Genomic DNA, 17,398 nt, shown 5'->3' with positions numbered 1-17,398 from the left:
GGCCGGCTGGCGGGCGCGGCCGTCGGCGAGGATGGTCCGGTGACGGAGCCTGTGGTGCGCACCGCGGCGGAGCTGCTGGCCCGGTTGCGGGCCGCCGGGGTGGGGCGTGGCGGTTCGGTCGCGCTGGCGCTCGTCGACGGTGTCGGCCTCGGCGTCGCGGCGGACGGGGGCAGGTGGTCGCTGGCGGGCCCGGAGCCGGCCGCGGTGGTGGCGCTGCTCGAGTCGGAGATCCGGCCGCGCTGGGTGTGGTGGTCGCAGGAGACACCGTCGGCGCTGATCGCCGCCGGGTTGCGGTTGGCGACCTGCTGGGATCTCGGCGCGGTGCACCGCCTGCTGTTCGGCGGCTGGCGTTCGGGCCCGTCGCTGGTCTGGGCGGCCCTGCACGACCTGGCCGAGGAGTCGATCCCGGGGATGGGCCAGCTGAACCTGCTGAGCCAGGGCGGTGACGAGGGCACCGACCCGGAGGACCCGCTGCGCCCGGACGGGCACCTGCGTCCGGAGTGGGTCAGCGGCGGGTGGGCCCGGGACCCGGAGCGGTGGGCCCGGTGGGCGGCGACCGCGCTGGCGGCCAGCGTGTGCCAGCGGGACCGACTGGCCGCGCTACGGGTGGCCGGCGACGCGGGTGCGACCGCGCGCTCGGAGTCGGCCGTCGAGCTGCTGTGCGCGGAGCTGGCGGCGGACGGCCTGCCGGTGGACCGGCGGCGCGCGGAGGACCTGTTGGCCACGCTGATGGGCCCGCGCCCCCGCGACGAGTCCGAGGCGAGCAGCCTGCAACGGCGCCGCGACGACACGGTGCGCAGCCTGCTCGCCGACGGCGACGGTATCGACCTGCGGAATCCGGCCCAGGTCAAGCGCATGCTCGTCGAGATCGGGGTCGACGTGCCGGACACCCGCGCCTGGCGGCTGGAGGCCCTGACCGGCGCCCACCCGGTGGTCCCGGCGTTGCTGGCCTGGCGCAAGTCGGAGCGGATCGCCACCACCTACGGCTACCGGTGGCTGGACGAGCACGTCGGCGCCGACGGCCGGCTCCGCGGCCGCTGGAGCAGCAGCGACGGTGCCGCCGGCCGGATGACCGCGCAGGCGGGGTTGCACAATCTGCCCGCCGAGCTGCGCCCGGCGGTGGTCGCGGAGCCAGGTCACGTGCTCGTGCGGGCCGACCTGGGGCAGATCGAGCCGAGGGTGCTCGCCGCGGTGTCGAAGGATCGGGCGCTGGCCGGCGCGACCGCCGATGACGACCTGTACTCGCCGGTCGCCGCGCGGCTCGGGGTCGAGCGGCCGGTGGCCAAGGTGGCGGTGCTCGCGGCGATGTACGGGCAGACCTCCGGCGCCGCCGGTGAGGCGTTGCGCGGGCTCGAGTCGGCGTACCCCACCGCGATGCGGTTCCTGCGCAAGGCCTCGGAGGAGGGCCGGGCCGGGCGGGACGTGCGGACCTACGGCGGCCGGCTGGTCCGGATCGGCGCGCTGCCCCCGGGTCTGGACGAGAACGCGCGGCGGACGGTCGCCTCGGGCCGGGGGCGGTTCGCCCGCAACGCCGTCATCCAGGGCGCCGCGGCGGAGCTGTTCAAGGTGTGGGCGGTCACCGTGCGCGCCCGCGCCGCCGCCCTGGACGCGCGCATCGTACTCTGCCTGCACGACGAACTGCTCCTGCACGTGCCGGCCGAGCACGGCGGGGCCGCGGCGAACCTGCTGCACGAGTGCCTCGCGGGGACGGCCCGGCTCTGGTTCCACGATGCGGGGGTGCGCTTCGTTGCCGACGTGAGCGTGATCCAGCAGTGGTCCGAGGCCAAGTCCTGACCCGACCGCCCCGACGCCGGTGCATGGGCTTAATCACAGGCCGGGGCTCGGCCGGGCCCTCTACCGTCCACTGAGGGGCGTCTCGTCGCGCGCGGCTCAGTGGTCTGAACCGGGTGACCGGGGCAGTGGAGGGGTGATCGGCCGGTGGTGTCCGTAGCGTTCGTGGTGACCTGTGTGCTGATCGTCGTCGCGCCAGGTCCGTCGTTCGCCGTGATGGTCAACCAGTCGCTGCGCAACGGGCGGCTGGGCGGTCTCGCCGCGGTCCTTGGCAACGCATCGGGGTTGGTGTTCTGGGCATCGGCCTCCGTCTTCGGGCTCACCGCGCTGATCCGGACATCCGAGTTCGCCTTCGTCGCGTTGAAGGTCGTCGGCGCGGCCTACCTGTGTTGGCTCGGACTGCGGACGCTGGTCCGGTCCCGCGCCACGGCCGCTGACGACCCGGTGGTGCTGCGGACCGGCGGTGGTGGGCGGCTCACGGCCTTCCGCACCGGCATGGTCACCAACCTCGCCAACCCGAAGGCCGCGGTGCTGTACCTGGCGCTGTTGCCGCAGTTCCTGCCCGCCGGCGGCGCCACACTGGCCGACACGGCCGTACTGGCCGCCGTGCAGATGGCCATCAGCGTCAGCTGGTACACCCTCGTCGTGCTGGCTGTCGGTCTGGTTCGCCGCACGCTGGCCCGCCCCTCGGTCAAGGCCCGGGTCGAGCAGATCAGTGGTCTGGTGCTGGTCGGGCTGGGCCTGCGGATGATCACACTGAGCCGGGCGGCTCTCTGATCGTTCCGACATGACAGTTTCGACATGACAACTGAGTTCAGGCTGCGTACGGTCGTGCGGGATCAACGCAGGATGTCGCCGGCGTTCGGGGTCGTTCACTGACCGAGCCGCTGGTCGGCTGGGGTGCTGACGGCTGATTTGGTGGGGCTGAGGGGGCCATGAGCAGCTCGGAACAGGTGTGCGCGCTGTCCGGCTGTCAGAATCCACTCGACGAGATCGGTGGCGGTCGCGCCCGCAAGTACTGTTGCTCCGCGCACCGCAAGGCGGCCCGCCAGCGGCGGATCCAGGCGGGACCGAGAGACGCCGGCCCCGCGGCGACGGCCACCTCACGGGCGCCGGCCAGTTCGTCGTCCGGCGGGTCGACCGCCCAGGTGGATCGTGCCGCCGCCGCGCACCTGCGCGCCCGGCCGGTGACCGGGGAACCGGCCGCGCAGGTGAGACGGCCGGCCGCCGAGCCGGTCGCACGGGTGGCGGGGCCACCTGCCGAGAAGCCGGCCGCGCCGTACCGGCGGTTGGTGCCCGCCCCTCCCACCAGGCGGTTCAGGTGGTTTCGACCCTCGTCTCCTCGGCCACACGCGTCCCGCGGCGTGCGGCCGGCACAACGGCGCCGATTCGACGAGTCGGAGGCGCTGCTGCCGGACTGGCTCCAGGCGCCCGCGTCGCCTCCGGCCGCGGCTCCGTCTCCCGCCGCTCCGTCTCCCGCCGCTCCGTCTCCCGCCCCGGCGTCTCCCGTCGCGCCGTCTCCGGCGGCTCCGTCTCCCGCCGAGCACAACCCTGCCGCTCCGTCTCCGCCGCCTCGGCCCGCCGTGCCGCCCGCTCCCGTTCCGACCGCACGGGCCACTCCGGCCACGAAGTCAGCTCGGACCGCCGCGACCGCGCGACCAGCGCCGAGAGCACGGGCGGACCTGCCGCTCGCCGCCGGGCCCGCCGGCACCACGGGGCCCGCCCTCGCCGAGGGCCCGGCCGGGGCCGAGCCGCGGGACAGCCTGGACGCGCGGCGGGACAGCCTGGACGAGCGGCTGGAGCGGAAGGCCCGTCGGCGGGCGGAGGCCGCGGCGGGCCGTCGGGAGGCGGCGGCGGTGCTGAGCGGCCGGCCCATGCCGAGCCGTTCGGAGCGGGCGGTCGAGCTCGTCGCGGTGGCGCCGGCGGTGTTCCTGGGGCAGTTCCGGGAGGCGCTGCGGGCGGCGTTGCACAGTTTGTCCAACAACCGGCTGCGGTCGTTGTTGACGACGGTGGGAATCGTCGTCGGCGTGGCGGCGGTGATCGTGCTGGTGGCACTGGGTAACGGGATGAAGGCCCAGTTCAACGACCAGTTCAGCAAGCTGGCGAACCAGATCACGGTGACGCCGGTATCGGGTGGGGTGGCCAGCGGCGGGGTGGCCCGGAGGTTGACCGACCAGGACGTCACCGCGTTGCAGGACCCTCGCCAGGCGCCGGATGTGGCGTCGGTATCGCCCAGCATGACCGGCAGCGTGACGCTGACCGTGGGGCAGGTGCAGGAACGGGCCGGCTTGGTCGGGGCCACCGAGAACTATCTGGAGCTGCTGGACCGCAAGATCGCCGCGGGCAGCTGGCTGACGTCGGCGCAGATCGCGGGCAACGAGCGGCGGGCCGTGCTGGGGCAGCAGGCGGTGGCGTTGCTGTGGGGTCCTGGCGCGGACCTCGGCGAGGTGGTCGGGTCGACGATCCGGGTCAGTCGCTCCTCGTTCAAGGTGGTCGGGGTGCTGGACTCGGACGGGCAGGACGACAACGTCGTGATCGTGCCCTTCGGGACCTCCCGGGCCTACCTGGTGGGCAACAACGCCGGTGAGGTCGACCAGATCATCGTCAAGTCGACCAGTGTGGACACAGTCGATCGGGCGGCCGGTGAGGTGACCGATGTCCTGGACGGCCGCCACTACATCAAGGCGGCGGCCGACCGGGACTTCAACGTCCGCTCGTTCACCCAGCTGTTGAACAAGAGCACCCAGTTCATCAACTTCCTGACGATGTTCATCGTGGCGGTGGCGGCGATCTCGCTGCTCGTGGGCGGTATCGGCGTCGCGAACATCATGTTGGTCTCGGTCACGGAGCGGACCCGTGAGATCGGTATCCGCAAGGCGGTGGGGGCGCCGAGGCGGGCGATCCTGCGGCAGTTCCTGAGCGAGGCGGTGATGTTGACCGGCCTGGGCGGGGTCATCGGGGTGGTCATCGGGGTGAGCGTCGCCCTCGCCGGTGGCACCATGATCCCCAAGTGGATCCCGGAGTTCCCCACACCCGTATTGACCGTCGCGCCGGTGTTGGTCGCGTTCGGGGTCAGTTTGGCGATCGGGGTGCTGGCCGGTGGCTACCCGGCGAACCGGGCAGCCCGGATGCGGCCGATCGAGGCACTCCGCTTCGAGTGACCGCGCACCGGGCCGAGGCGCGGCCGACGGTCAACCGGTGGGCGCCGAGGTCGGGGTCAGCTCCAACAGCGCCAGCAGCGTTCGGCTGGCCGGCACCGGGATCCCGTGCCGCTCGGCGAGACGGACCACGCTGCCGGTCAGCCCGGCGTACTCCATCGTGCGGCCCGCGAGCCGGTCCTGCAGCATCGACGTGGTGCTGCCCGACGGCACGTTCCGCAGCCAGGTGAGCGTCTCGTGCACGACGGCCTCGGGCAGGTCGGCGCCCTCGGCCCGGCCGACGGCCGCGGTCTCGCGCAGCAGTTCGGTGGCGAGCTGGGCCGCCGCCGGCTCGCGCAGTACCTCCAGGCGGCGGTGGGTGAGCGCGGTGATCGGGTTGGCGATGGCGTTGGTGAGCATCTTGCGCCAGGCCGCCGTGGGGAAGTCCGGCTCGAGCTCCGTCCTGATCCAGCTCGCGTCGAACAGGCTCGCCGCGTGCCGGCCGACCGGGTTGTCCGGCAGGACCAGCTCGCGGCCGGTCCGGCGCAGCCTGACGTTGCCGTGCGAGGTCCGCTCGGCGTTGACGTAGACGAGGGCCGGCGCCGCGGTCGGGCGCAGCTCGGCGGGCACCCGGCCATCGTGGTCCACCCCGTTCTGGGCGACGACGACGCAGGTCCGGTCGGTGCTGATGGCGCTCAGCCAGCCGGCCACCGCGTCGGTCTGGTGGATCTTCGTGGCGAGCACGACCCACGGCACCCGCCCGGCATCGCGGGGCGTGGCCGCCCAGTGCACCGCGTGGGACCGGGTCAGCTCGCCCTCGGTGACCGTGATCGTGTCCAGCGGCCGGCCGCCGCAGACGATGATCGGATGGCCCGCGTCGGCAAGTCCGGTGGCCAGCGTGATGCCGACCGCGCCGGCGCCCACGACCGCGACGGGGGACTTCGCGGACAGGGTCAAGAGCGCTCTCCTTCGGTCGCCACTCCGCCCAGCGTAATGCGACCGGTGATCACCGGTCGGAGATCGCGCCCCGAGGCGCTCACCCGGCGCTCGTTGCGGTACTAATGCTCGGGGCGGCCCACAGCGAGGTCGACACCAGGTGAGGGGAGCCCGCACGTGCAGTCAGTCTCTCGGCGGCGTCTGCTGGCCGCGGGCGGTGGGCTCGCCGCCACCGCGGTGCTGGTGGCCTGCGGGTCGAACACCGGCCGCGGCGGCCCGGGCGCTGCCTCGGCGCTGTCGCAGTGGTACCACCAGTACGGCGAGCCGGGTACCGAGCAGGCCGTGCAGCGCTACGCGGCCGCGTACGACAGGGCGAAGGTCACCGTGCAGTGGCGGCCGGGGGACTACGACCGGCAGACCGCCGCCGCGCTGCTGACCGACGACGGGCCCGACGTGTTCGAGTCGGCCGGCCCGACCCTCGACCAGATCCAGGGCGGACAGGTCGTCGACCTCAGCGACGTGCTCGGGGGCGCGGGGCCCGACTTCAACCCGGTCGTGCTCGGACCGAAGACGTACCTGGGCAAGGTCTACGGCATCCCGCAGGCCATCGACATGCAGATGCTCTACTACCGCAAGAGCATGCTGGCCAAGGCGGGGGTCCGGCCGCCCGAGTCGTTGGACGAGCTGGTCGCCGCCGCGCACACGTTGACCGGCGCGGACGTCAAGGGGCTGTTCCTCGGCAACGACGGCGGCGCCGGCGCAGTCGGGAGCACACCGCTGTACGCGGCCGGGCTCGAACTGGTGACCGCCGCCGGCGAGGTGGGCTTCGACCCCCCGGCGGCCGCCGCCACCCTGGGCAAGCTGCACACCCTGTACGCGCAGAGCTCGCTGCTGCTGGGCGCACCGTCGGACTGGTCGGACCCGGCGGCGTTCACCCAGGGGCTGACCGCCATGCAGTGGACCGGGCTGTGGGCGCTGCCGGAGATCAGCACGGCGCTGGGTGACGACTTCGGCGTGCTGCCCTGGCCGGCGGACGGCGCCCGGGGCAGGCCCGCGGTACCGGTCGGCGCGTACGGCAGCTCGGTCAGTACCCGGAGCCGCCAGATCGACGCGGCGAAGAGCTACGCCGGCTGGCTCTGGGTGGACCGTACGGACTTCCAGGAGGACTTCGCGCTGTCCTACGGGTTCCACATCCCGGCCCGCCTCTCGCTCGCGCACCGGGCGGCGAAGCTGCGGACCGGGCCCGCCGCCGACGCGGTCCGCTTCACCACCGACCACGGCCACGCCGATCCGCTGCTGTGGACGGACCGGTGCAAGACGGAGCTGCAGGACGCACTGACCCGGATCATCTCCGGGGGCGCCGACCCGGTCGGCCAGCTCGCCGCGGTGGTGAACACGGTCCGGGGGGAGCTCGCCCGGGTCCGGAAGGCGAACTGACGAGCGTGCTCACCAGGCTGCTCGGGCCGCAGCACCGCCACCTGTGGTTCTGGATCTTCACCGGCCCGTTCGTCGTCGGGCTGTTCGTGTTCTCCTACCTCCCGATCCTGTGGAGCCTGGCGCTCAGCTTCTTCGACGCGCGCAACACGGTCACCCCCACCGACTTCGTCGGGTTCGCCAACTACGCGACCGTGCTGGGCGACGCAGCCTTCACCAGCAGCCTCGGCACGTTCTCGGTGTTCGCGCTGTTCATCGTCCCGGCCACGTACGCGCTCTCGCTGGCGTTGGCGCTGTCGGTGAACCGGCTCCGGTTCGCCCGCGCCTTCTTCCGCTCGGTGTTCTTCCTGCCGACCGCGTGCTCCTATGTGGCGGCGTCCCTGATCTGGAAGATGTCGATCTTCAGTGGGGTGCGGTTCGGGTTGGCGAACACGGTTCTGCGGTGGTTCGGCGCGGACCCGGTCGCCTGGTTGTCGACCGCCCATCCGCCCTGGTACTGGGTCGTGATCGTCAGCGTCCGGCTGTGGCTGCAGGCGGGGTTCTACATGGTGCTGCTGCTCGCCGGCCTGCAGCGCATTCCCGGGGTGCTCTACGAGGCGGCGGCGGTGGACGGCGCCCGGCCGGGCTGGCAGACCTTCCGCTACATCACCTTCCCGCAGCTGCGGGCCACCTCGGTGGCGGTGCTGCTGCTCCTGGTGATCAATGCGTTCCAGTCGTTCGACGAGTTCTACAACCTGCTCTCCAGCGCCCGGGGCTATCCGCCCTACGCCCGCCCGCCACTGGTCTACCTCTACTACGTCGCGTTGGGTCAAGGGCAGGACCTCGGTGTCGGCAGTGCCGGCGCGATCGTCCTGGCGCTGGTCATCGCCGTCGTGACCGTCGCGGCGGCCCGCTGGTCCGGGCTCGGCCGGAAGGAGACGTGAGGCCGCGATGACGCCGGGCTTCGGCCTGCTGGTGCGGGCCGTGCGGCTGTTGCTGCTGACCGTGCTGGCGGTGCTCTTCCTCATCCCGTTCTACCTGCTGGTGCGCAACGGCCTGGCCACCGACGCGGAGATCACCGCGCCCGGCTGGACGTTCCTGCCGCACACCCTGCACTGGGACAACATCGGCCAGCTGTTCGACGACCCGACAGTGCCGATGGCGCACGCCCTGTGGAACTCCACTGTGATCGCGGTACTGACCACCGGCGGGACGCTGCTGCTCGCCTCGCTCGCCGGGTACGGCCTGGCCCGCATCCCGTACCCGTACGCCGACCAGGTCTTCTACGGGATCCTCGGCACCCTGATGATCCCGGCCGCGGTGACGTTCGTGCCCAGCTTCGTGCTGGTGTCGTCGCTTGGCTGGGTCTCCACCCTGCGCGGGCTGATCATCCCGACGCTGTTCAGCGGGTTCGCCGCTTTCCTGTTCCGGCAGTACTTCCTGGGCTTTCCTCGGGAGTTGGAGGACGCCGCCCGGGTCGACGGCCTCGGCTACTGGGGTACGTACTGGCGGATCGTGGTCCCGAACTCGCGCCCGGTGTTCGCCGCTGTCGGCGTGATCGTCTTCATCGGCTCCTGGAACTCCTTCCTCTGGCCACTCGTCATCGGCCAGGACCAGGGGGCATGGACGGTGCAGGTCGCGTTGGCCAGCTTCGCCACCGCACAGTCGGTCGATCTCCACGAGCTGTTCGTGGCCGCCGCACTGTCGATCGTGCCGCTGCTCGTGGTGTTCGTCGCCCTGCAGCGGCACATCATCGCCGGCGTCGAGCGGAGCGGCATCGAGGGCTGAGCCGCGGCCGGCTGGGATTCGGCGCCGCCCAAACTCCGTCGCCCCGCGCGGCCCGCGCGGGTAGCGTCGGATGCGGCCTCCCCGCCGCGGCCGCCCCCGATCCGGCGATCCGCACCTGACGATCCGCATCCTGACGATCCGCACCCGACGATCCGCACTGACAGGAGCATGTTTGATGACCGGCCCCGGTACCGGCCGCACCGACACGGAACCCACCGCTGTGCCGACCGCGGCGGAGGCCAGCGCGGCGGTGGTGATCTGGCTGCTCGTGGGTTCGGCCTTTGTCATGATCCTCAACGAGACGATCATGAGTGTGGCGCTGCCGGTGCTGATCGTGGACCTCGGCATCAGTGTCGGCACCGCCCAGTGGCTGACCAGTGGCTTCCTGCTGATGATGGCGGTGGTCATTCCCATCACGGGCTTCCTGCTGCAGCGCTTCCCGCCCCGGCGGGTCTACCTCGCGTCGATGTCGCTGTTCAGCACCGGGACGCTGATCTGTGCGCTCGCTCCCGGCTTCCCGGTACTGATGGCCGGGCGGATCGTGCAGGCCGCCGGCACGGCGGTGATGGTGCCGCTGCTGATGACGTCGGTGATCAGGCTCGTGCCCGTCGAGCGCCGGGGCGCCACCATGGGCACGATGACCGTGGTCATCGCGGTCGCGCCGGCCATCGGGCCCACGCTCTCGGGGGTGATCCTGACCCTGCTCGGCTGGCGGTGGATGTTCTGGATCGTGCTGCCCATCGCACTGCTCGCGTTGGCGGCCGGCGCGCGCTGGTTGCGGGTTCGCGCCGAGGTCCGGGCGGTGCCGCTCGACCTGGCGTCGGTGTTGTTGTCGGCGCTGGCGTTCGGCGGCCTGGTGTTCGGCCTGAGCAGCGTCGGCGAGGCCGCGCTGGGCGAGGCGCTGGTGCCGCCGTGGCTGCCGACCGCCGTCGGCGCCGTGGCGATGGTGGTCTTCGTGGCCCGCCAGCTGCGGCTGCAGCGGACGGGGCGGGCCCTGCTGGACCTGCGGCCGCTGGCGCACCGGCCGTTCGTCATCTCGGTCGTGCTGGTGGTGCTCAGCATGATGTCGCTGTTCGGCGCGCTGATCCTGCTGCCGCTCTACCTGCAGGACGTGCTGCGCGTGAACGCGTTCGTCACCGGGCTCGCCGTGTTGCCCGGTGGCCTGGTGATGGGACTGCTCGGGCCCGTGATCGGCCGGCGCTACGACAAGATCGGAGCCCGCCCGCTGGTCATCCCGGGCGCGGTGGTGCTCGCCGGTGTGCTCTGGGCGTTCACGACGCTCAGCGCGTCCTCGCCGCTCTGGACGGTCATCGCCATGCACGTTGTGCTGGTGATCGGACTCTCCCTGATGCTCACGCCGCTGGTCACCGACGCACTCGGGCAGCTGCCGAAGGACCTCGACTCACACGGCAGCGCGATCGTATCGACCCTGCAGCAGGTGGCCGGCGCGGCGGGGACCGCCCTGTTCATCACCGTGATGACGCTTGCCTCCAGCAATGCGGCCGGCGGTACCGACGTCGTCGGCGCCCGGGCCGCGTTCCTCTGTGCGGCGCTCATCGCGACCGCCACGCTCCCGGTCACGTTCCTGGTCGGGCGCCGCGGCCCCAAGACTGAGACGGCCTGATCCAGGTCACCTCAGCTCGGTGGTGGTATCACTGAGGTAGTGGGCGTGTCAGCGTCGGCTCGCTGGGCAGGTGGAACGTGCGTGGTGGGGGCAGGAAGGCCAGGCCGGTGGGACTCGGCGGCCGGATGCGGACCCGGACCGCACTGATCGCGGTCGTGGTAGGGCTCGTGGTGCTCGGGGCGGCCCGGTCACCGACCGAGGTGTCCGACCGGAGCGCCCCGGTTCGTCTCGCCGCACTGACCCAGCCGCAGCGTGGCGACCCGGTGCTGGCCGCGGCGCCGCAGCCCGCGCCGCCGCCGCCGACCTACTCCCGCCCGGCACCCACGTACGCGCGTCCGGCCCCGGTTCAGACGTACCCGAGGGCGGCGCCCGCGCCGGTGTACCCGCGGCCGGCCCCGGTTCAGACGTACCCGAGGGCCGCTCCGACGTACCCGCGGCCAGCGCCGGTCCAGCCGTACCCGTACCCGCGCCCGGCTCCGGGGTACCCGCGGCAGGCTCCCGGTCACGCGCCCGAGCACCAGCATCCGGGGTACCCGAACCCGGTGCCGGCCGCCCCGGTCCACCCGCAACCGGTGCCGGCCTACCCCGGCGGTCACCCGACGCCGACCCGGGGCTACCCAGTTCCGGTCCAGCCGCGCGCGCACCCGGCTCCGGTCCCGGTCCAGCCGCGTCCGGTCCCGGTATCGCCTCGGCCGGGGCAGACACTCGTGCAGGTCCCCCGGGTGATCGGCTCCGGCCTGTACGTGGCCGAACAGATGCTGCGTGACCGCGGGCTGACGGTCGGCTCGGTGAGCACGCAGAACTCCGGCGCGACCCCGGGCGCGGTCGTGCGGTCCAACCCGCCGGCGTTCACCTCACTCCCCGTCGGCAGCGCGGTCAACCTCGTGGTGGCCATGCCGCAGTGACGGCGCCCTCGCGGCGGCGGGTTCGCTAGGTCGCGTCCACGGCCGGGGTTGCGGCGGGCGGCGTGGCCGTCCTGTCCCGGCCCCTGGCCGCGATCGACTCGGCGATCGCCGGCAGGGCGGCTTCGGCGGCGAGTCGGCCGGCGGCGATCAGGTCGGGTACCCCTTTCGGCGACCACCGGTTGATGCCGCGGGTCTCGGGGCGGATGAGTACATCGGGTCGGCCGGCGTGCTGGGCCGGTACGGTCGTCTGGCGCGGGCTGTTCAGCGTCTCCAGCAGCCGCCCGGCGGTCTGTGCCACGGTGTTGGTCTCGTCGTTCAGCCGGACGGCGATGACCAGGTCGGCGCCGAGGATGCGTGCCGCCCACGCCGGCGTGTTGTCGGCGAGAGCGCCGTCGACAAGCAGCCGGTCGCCGATCGCCACCGGCGGGAACAGCCCGGGTACCGCGCTGGTCGCCCGCAGTGCGCCGCTCAGGGGCCCCTGGGTGAGCAGCACCGTCTCCCTGGCCCGCAGGTCCCAGGCGACGGCCCCGAACCGGCGGTCGAGCTCCTCGATGGTGGCCACCGGGATGTGCTTCTCGATGTTCTGCTCCAGCGGCGAGGTGTCCAGCAGCCCCCACCGGCGCCCGATGCTGAGCCGGGCGAAGTCCGCCCAGGTCGCGGCCAGTATCGCCTCGGTGAGCGTGACACTGCTGAGACCCGCGGCGTAGCCCGCGCCGACCAGCGCGCCGGCGCTGGTGCCCACTACGATGGGACAGGAGATGCCCGCCTCCTCCAACACCTCGAGGACGCCGGCGTGAGCCGCGCCCAGCGCGGCCCCGCCGCCGAGAACCAGGCCGAGTCGAGGTGGGTCGGCCAGCGGTTCGTCGCTCATGACACCGCCTTGGCTGAGATCCGGCCGACGAGGTCGAGGTGGCCCATCGGGAGGGCGTTTCGCACAGTACTTGCCCGCCCCGCGCGCTCGGCGGGGCAGCTGTGGGCCGGTCGTTCCGACGGGGTGTGTTCGATCGAGGTGAGGGGCTGAGATGCGCGTCGAGGTCTGGTCGGATGTCGTGTGCCCGTGGTGCTACGTCGGCAAACGACGGCTGGAGCGGGCGCTCGGGTCGTTCGAGCACGCCGGCGACGTGGAGGTGGTGTGGCGCAGCTTCCAACTCGACCCGGCATTTCCCAAGGGCGTCCACCGCCCGACGTACGAGGCTCTGATGGAGAAGACCGGCGGTTCGGCCGCACAGGTCCGCGCGATGACCGAGCAGGTCAAGGCGGTCGCGGCCGAGGAGGGGCTGGTGTACGACTTCGAGTCCTCCAGCATGGTCAACACCTTCGACGCGCACCGGTTGGCCCACCTGGCCGAGGCACACGGGCTGGGCGCGGCGATGCACGAGCGGCTGATGCGGGCGCAGCTGGTCGAGGGCGCGACACTGGCGGACCCCGAGACGCTGGTCCGGCTGGGCGAGGAGGTCGGCGTACCGGCGGGGGAGGCGCGGCGGGTGCTCGCCGGCGACGAGTACACCACCGAGGTGGAGGAGGACATCAGCCAGGCCCGGGAGCTCGGGGTGAGCGGGGTGCCGTTCTTCGTGCTGGACCGGGCGTACGGCCTGTCCGGGGCCCAACCGCTCGAGACGTTCCTGTCCGCGCTGCGTCAGGCACAGAACGCGTCGGCCTAGACGCACAGACATGAATTCGAGAAATTCAGCGATGGTTCGTCTCGCGGATTGCGGCTTGACTGTGTCTCATGACAACAGACACGCACACCGAACTCACCCTGGTACTGGGTGCCACCGGCACGACCGGCCGCCGGGTGGCGGACCGCCTCGCGGCGCGCGGGGTGGCGACCCGGCTCGGTTCCCGGTCCGGCCAGCCGCCCTTCGACTGGGCAGACGAGACCACCTGGCCGGCTGTCCTGCGGGACGTGACGGCCGCCTACCTGGTGTTCTACCCCGACCTGGTGGCACCCGGCGCGCTTGACTCGGTCCGCCGGTTCACCGAGACGGCCGTGGCCGGTGGCGTGCGCCGGCTGGTGCTGCTGTCCGGCCGGGGCGAGGAGTTGGCTCAGCTCGCCGAGCAGGCGGTGGTGGCCTCGGGCGCGGACGTGACGATCGTCCGGTGCGCCTTCTTCGCGCAGAACTTCAGCGAGAAGGGCTTCGAGGAGTTCGTCCGCGCCGGCACCGTGGCACTGCCGGCCCCGGAGGTGGGGGAGCCGTTCGTGGACGCCGACGACATCGCCGACGTGGTCGTCGCCGCGCTGACCGAGGACGGTCACGCCGGGCAGCTCTACGAGCTGACCGGGCCACGCCTGTTGACCTTCGAGGAGGCCGTCGCCGAGATCGCGAAGGCGACCGGCCAGGACATCGGCTACCAGCGGATCTCCGCCGCCGAGTTCATCGCCGGCCTCGTCGCGCAGGGCATCCCGGAAGAGGAGGCCGCGGTCTTCGCGGAGATCTTCGGTACCGTCCTGGACGGCCGCAACGCCCACCTGACCGACGGAGTGCGGCGCGCGCTGGGCCGCCCGCCGAGGGACTTCGCCGACTACGCCCGCGACGCCGCCACCACCGGTGTGTGGAAGCCGTGACGGCCGGTCGCCAGGGCTGCCTGGGGTCGACCCTGGCGCGACTGGCGCGTCACGGTTCACCGAGACCAACGCCAGTCTGGTATTTTTCGCTGAGAACCAGACTCAGGTTGCTTTCGATGCAGCTCACCCCTGGGGTCAGCGGCCTGAGCCAATCGACCGATCACCGAATGTGACTGCAGCGGCGTAGTGGCCGACGGCGGTCTGACGATCATGACCGCGACCCCGGCGTGAGCGTCGGTCACATCAAGTCGCTCAGCGGAGCGCCCAGCTCAGCACCACACCTAGGACCCGGTCCCTGCCGTGTCCGCGCCGCCGTCGCTCCAGAAGGACGCGATGAACAGGTCGGACGCCATGCCGATGCTCGAGCGGGCAACCTCCTCGGCGCCGGCCCGGCTGCCGTCGGTGAACTCCCTGATCAGCCCGGCCTGCCACTGGGCGGCCAGTTCCCGCCAGCCGTCGACCGGGATGGAGAAGTCCGGGAAGAAGCGCAGCGTGTTCTTCAGCATCAGGCCCAGAGCGGGCGCGCCGGCGGCGTTGTGCAGTGCGCTGTGGAATGCCCAGTTCGACTGGAAGAGGTCCTCATGGTTGCCCATGGTTTGGTTCTCGCGGTAGGCGTCGTGCTCGGTGTGCAGGGTGGCCAGCAGGTCGGCGGTGCGTCGCTCCCAGGCCCGCCCGGTCAGCTCGGCGGCGAGCACGGCGTGCATCCAGTAGATGTCGCGGATCTCCGACTCGGTGGTCTCGGTGATCCGGAACGAGCGGTTCGCCTCGGCGATCACCAGGCCTTCGGCCACCAGCCGCAGCAACGCCTCCCGGATCGGCATCGTGCTCACCCCGAGCAGCGCCGCGAGCTGCACCTGGGTGATCCGTTCACCGGGTTCGAACTCGCGGTTCAGGATCATGCGCCGCAAGGTGCTCGCGACCGAGTCGGTCAGCGAGGTGTGCCGGACGCGCAGCGACGTGGGCACCCTGGGATTGCCTGCATTACCAGCCACCCCGCGGATGATATCCACGAGCTACCGGCCACCCAGGCGCCGGCGGCCGGTTGTCCGGCGTCCCGGTCGGTGGTCTCGCCGGTCAGCGCACGTCGATGTCGACGGTGAACCGGAAGCGGTCGCCCCGGTAGTGGATGAGCGCGGCGTCGACGACGGCGCCGGTGTCGTCCCGGGTCAGGTTGGTGGACAGCAGGATCGGGCTGAGCAGGTCCACCTCGAGCAGTTCGGCCAGCAGCGGCGTCGCGTTGCGCGCCTCGATCGCGTTCTCGATGCGGGTGAGGCGCAACCCCAGCTCGTCGCGCAGGATCTGCGTCATGGGAACCCGGCGGAGTTGGTCGTCGGCGAACCGGGCCGCCAGCTCCGGACGCAGGAAGTTCTCCGCGTAGCTCAGGGTTGCGCCGCTGTCGCTGCGCAGCCGGCGGATCCGCACCAGCTCGGTCGTGTCGGGGAAGTGCTCGACCAGCGCGACCGGGACGGCGCAGAGCGACCGGTCGAGCACGACCACCTGGTCGTTGGCCTGCTGGCGGACCACCGAGTCGACCGACCCGGACACCCACAGACTGCGTCCCCGGGTGGCGGCCGCCTTGATGAAGGTGCCCCGCCTGCGGTGCCGGGAGATCAGACCTTCGCCCTCCAGCGCTCCCAGCGCCTGGCGCACGGTGGACAGGCTGATGTCCCAGTGCTTGGCCAACGCGGCTTCGGTGGGCAGGCGGGTCGCGACGTCCGGCGGGCGTTCGTCGGTGAAGGCACGCAGGATCTCGGCGGCCTGGAACCACAGGGGAAGCGGGCTCCGAGCGAGGTCGGGGAGGTGCCCGATCGCGGCGAGGACGTCGGCCTGTGAGTCGCGATGGTTGCTATCGCGACCATCGCCACTCACCGGTGCGCGGGCGTCGGTGTGCGGTGTGGTCACGGGGTGAACTGGCGGCGCAGGCCCTGCCAGACCGCGTCGTAGTCGCTCTGGCGGTGCGGCGCGTCCAGTGCGTGCCGGGTCGGCACGACGCTCCAGCGGGTCTCGAACATGAACGCCAGGGTGTCGTCGAGCTTGTGCGGTGCGAGCTCGGCGGAGCTGGCCTTGTCGTAGGTGTCGGCGTCGGGCCCGTGCGAGGTGAAGGTGTTGTGCAGGCTCGCGCCGCCGGGCACGAACCCCTCGGCCTTCGCGTCGTAGACACCGCGGATCAGGCCCATGAACTCGGCCATGATGTTGCGGTGGTACCAGGGTGGGCGGAAGGTGTTCTCGCCGACCAGCCAGCGCGGCGGGAAGATCACGAAGTCGGCGTTGGCCAGGCCCGGGGCGTCGGTGGGGGAGGTCAGCACCGTGAAGATGGACGGGTCGGGATGGTCGAAGCTGATGGTGCCGATCGTCATGAAGTTCGCCAGGTCGTACTTGTACGGCGCGTAGTCGCCGTGCCAGCCGACGACGTCGAGAGGTGAGTGGTCGTAGTCGGCGGCCCAGAGGTTGCCGCCGAACTTCTGCACCACCTGCACGGCGGACTGGCGGTCCTCGAAGGCCGCCACCGGGGCCAGGAAGTCCCGCTCGTTGGCCAGGCCGTTCGCGCCGATCGGGCCACGCTCGGGCAGCGTGAACGCGGCGCCGTAGTTCTCGCAGATGTAGCCGCGCGCCCGGCCGTCCGGCAACTCCACCCGGAAGCGGATGCCGCGGGGGATGACCACGATCTCGCCCGGCGCGACGTCGAGGATGCCCAGCTCGGTGTGCACCGTGAGGCGGCCGTCCTCGGGGACGACGAGCAGTTCGCCGTCGGAGTCGACGAAGTAGCGGTCGGTCATCGAGCGGTTGGCCGTGTACCAGTGGATGCCGATGCCGGCGTGGCTGCCGGTGTCACCGTTGCCGCCCACGGTGTAGAGGCCGTCGATGAAATCGGTCGGTGCGCCCGGCGTCGGCGGCGCGTCCCAGCGCAGTCGGTTCGGGTCGGGCTCCACCTCGGTGAACGGGGCGCTGCGCAGCAGTCCGTTGTCGATCCGGCGGAAGGCGGGGTGCGCCGCCGAGGGCATGATCCGGTAGACCCAGCTCCGGCGGTTCACCGCGCGGGGCTGGGTGAACGCGGTCCCGCTGATCTGCTCGGCGTAGACGCCCAGTGGTGCGCGCTGTGGCGAGTTGCGCCCTGCCGGGACCGCGCCGGGCACCGCCTCGCTGCTGTGCTCGTTGCCGAAACCGGACAGGTAGGGGCGGATGCCGGTTCCCGTGGTCGCCCCGGTGCTCAGTGTGGTTGTCACTGTCGACCTCGTCA

15 protein-coding genes are annotated in these 17,398 nt (G+C 72.1%); 10 read left to right on the top strand and 5 right to left on the bottom strand.

The window, feature by feature from the left end; all coding sequences use genetic code 11:
- The first annotated feature begins 39 nt into the window (after positions 1-39).
- From ACTXG6_RS29675 to ACTXG6_RS29665, 3 genes are all read left to right on the top strand, one after another.
- Complete coding sequence (locus ACTXG6_RS29675; RefSeq protein WP_445182699.1) at positions 40-1,794, top strand: DNA polymerase; 1,755 nt, start codon at positions 40-42, stop codon at positions 1,792-1,794.
- 144 nt (positions 1,795-1,938) lie between these two features.
- The gene (locus ACTXG6_RS29670) at positions 1,939-2,568 is read left to right on the top strand and encodes a LysE family translocator (protein ID WP_445182698.1); all 630 of its coding nucleotides are present in this window, start codon (positions 1,939-1,941) and stop codon (positions 2,566-2,568) included.
- 806 nt (positions 2,569-3,374) lie between these two features.
- On the top strand, positions 3,375-4,952 hold the full coding sequence (locus tag ACTXG6_RS29665; RefSeq protein ID WP_445182697.1) for an ABC transporter permease: 1,578 nt from the start codon (positions 3,375-3,377) through the stop codon (positions 4,950-4,952).
- Between the two features lie 30 nt (positions 4,953-4,982).
- On the opposite strand, the gene ACTXG6_RS29660 is transcribed toward ACTXG6_RS29665, so the two are convergent.
- Complete coding sequence (locus tag ACTXG6_RS29660) at positions 4,983-5,885, bottom strand: 2-dehydropantoate 2-reductase (protein WP_445182696.1); 903 nt, start codon at positions 5,883-5,885, stop codon at positions 4,983-4,985.
- A gap of 156 nt (positions 5,886-6,041) precedes the next feature.
- Between ACTXG6_RS29660 and ACTXG6_RS29655 the strand changes: the two genes are divergently transcribed.
- The 5 genes from ACTXG6_RS29655 (at position 6,042) to ACTXG6_RS29635 (ending at position 11,594) form a co-directional block, all read left to right on the top strand.
- Positions 6,042-7,301 carry an ABC transporter substrate-binding protein gene (locus ACTXG6_RS29655; RefSeq protein WP_445182695.1) on the top strand — a complete coding sequence of 420 codons (1,260 nt, stop codon included), beginning with the start codon at positions 6,042-6,044 and terminating at the stop codon, positions 7,299-7,301.
- Between the two features lie 5 nt (positions 7,302-7,306).
- Positions 7,307-8,221, top strand: coding sequence for a carbohydrate ABC transporter permease (locus ACTXG6_RS29650; RefSeq protein WP_445182694.1), 915 nt, complete (start codon positions 7,307-7,309; stop codon positions 8,219-8,221).
- Positions 8,222-8,228: 7 nt separating this feature from the next.
- The gene (locus ACTXG6_RS29645; RefSeq protein ID WP_445182693.1) at positions 8,229-9,065 is read left to right on the top strand and encodes a carbohydrate ABC transporter permease; all 837 of its coding nucleotides are present in this window, start codon (positions 8,229-8,231) and stop codon (positions 9,063-9,065) included.
- A 175-nt stretch (positions 9,066-9,240) separates the two neighbouring features.
- Positions 9,241-10,689 carry a DHA2 family efflux MFS transporter permease subunit gene (locus ACTXG6_RS29640; protein ID WP_445182692.1) on the top strand — a complete coding sequence of 483 codons (1,449 nt, stop codon included), beginning with the start codon at positions 9,241-9,243 and terminating at the stop codon, positions 10,687-10,689.
- Between the two features lie 107 nt (positions 10,690-10,796).
- Positions 10,797-11,594 carry a PASTA domain-containing protein gene (locus ACTXG6_RS29635; RefSeq protein WP_445182691.1) on the top strand — a complete coding sequence of 266 codons (798 nt, stop codon included), beginning with the start codon at positions 10,797-10,799 and terminating at the stop codon, positions 11,592-11,594.
- A 25-nt stretch (positions 11,595-11,619) separates the two neighbouring features.
- Here ACTXG6_RS29635 and ACTXG6_RS29630 read toward each other — a convergent pair whose 3' ends face one another.
- A complete protein-coding gene (locus ACTXG6_RS29630; RefSeq protein WP_445182690.1) occupies positions 11,620-12,465 on the bottom strand; it encodes a patatin-like phospholipase family protein in 846 nt (281 codons plus the stop codon).
- Between the two features lie 151 nt (positions 12,466-12,616).
- Between ACTXG6_RS29630 and ACTXG6_RS29625 the strand changes: the two genes are divergently transcribed.
- Both ACTXG6_RS29625 and ACTXG6_RS29620 read left to right on the top strand, forming a co-directional pair.
- Positions 12,617-13,255, top strand: a complete 639-nt coding sequence (locus tag ACTXG6_RS29625) for a DsbA family oxidoreductase (protein WP_445182689.1) — start codon at positions 12,617-12,619, stop codon at positions 13,253-13,255.
- Positions 13,256-13,323: 68 nt separating this feature from the next.
- Positions 13,324-14,160 (top strand): NmrA family NAD(P)-binding protein, encoded by an 837-nt coding sequence (locus tag ACTXG6_RS29620; protein ID WP_445182688.1) that lies wholly within the window; start codon positions 13,324-13,326, stop codon positions 14,158-14,160.
- Between the two features lie 281 nt (positions 14,161-14,441).
- Here ACTXG6_RS29620 and ACTXG6_RS29615 read toward each other — a convergent pair whose 3' ends face one another.
- From ACTXG6_RS29615 to hmgA, 3 genes are all read right to left on the bottom strand, one after another.
- The gene (locus tag ACTXG6_RS29615; protein ID WP_445182687.1) at positions 14,442-15,125 is read right to left on the bottom strand and encodes a GntR family transcriptional regulator; all 684 of its coding nucleotides are present in this window, start codon (positions 15,123-15,125) and stop codon (positions 14,442-14,444) included.
- A 109-nt stretch (positions 15,126-15,234) separates the two neighbouring features.
- The gene (locus ACTXG6_RS29610) at positions 15,235-16,062 is read right to left on the bottom strand and encodes a GntR family transcriptional regulator (RefSeq protein ID WP_445182686.1); all 828 of its coding nucleotides are present in this window, start codon (positions 16,060-16,062) and stop codon (positions 15,235-15,237) included.
- The gene (hmgA, locus tag ACTXG6_RS29605; protein WP_445182685.1) at positions 16,059-17,384 is read right to left on the bottom strand and encodes a homogentisate 1,2-dioxygenase; all 1,326 of its coding nucleotides are present in this window, start codon (positions 17,382-17,384) and stop codon (positions 16,059-16,061) included. Before hmgA ends, ACTXG6_RS29610 begins: the two co-directional genes overlap by 4 nt.
- Between the last annotated feature and the right edge of the window lie 14 nt (positions 17,385-17,398).

The organism is Pseudonocardia sp. Cha107L01 (genome assembly GCF_052566575.1).
Note: the sequence above shows the minus strand (reverse complement) of the source record. Positions and strands in the feature narration are given on the sequence as shown.

What these genes read in the sequence shown, in the direction of transcription:
- ACTXG6_RS29645 (WP_445182693.1), top strand. Translation starts at nt 8,229, where the DNA reads ATGACGCCGGGCTTCGGCCTGCTGGTGCGGGCCGTGCGGCTGTTGCTG.
- ACTXG6_RS29640 (WP_445182692.1), top strand. Translation starts at nt 9,241, where the DNA reads ATGACCGGCCCCGGTACCGGCCGCACCGACACGGAACCCACCGCTGTG.
- ACTXG6_RS29630 (WP_445182690.1), bottom strand. Translation starts at nt 12,465, where the DNA reads ATGAGCGACGAACCGCTGGCCGACCCACCTCGACTCGGCCTGGTTCTC.
- ACTXG6_RS29625 (WP_445182689.1), top strand. Translation starts at nt 12,617, where the DNA reads ATGCGCGTCGAGGTCTGGTCGGATGTCGTGTGCCCGTGGTGCTACGTC.
- ACTXG6_RS29620 (WP_445182688.1), top strand. Translation starts at nt 13,324, where the DNA reads ATGACAACAGACACGCACACCGAACTCACCCTGGTACTGGGTGCCACC.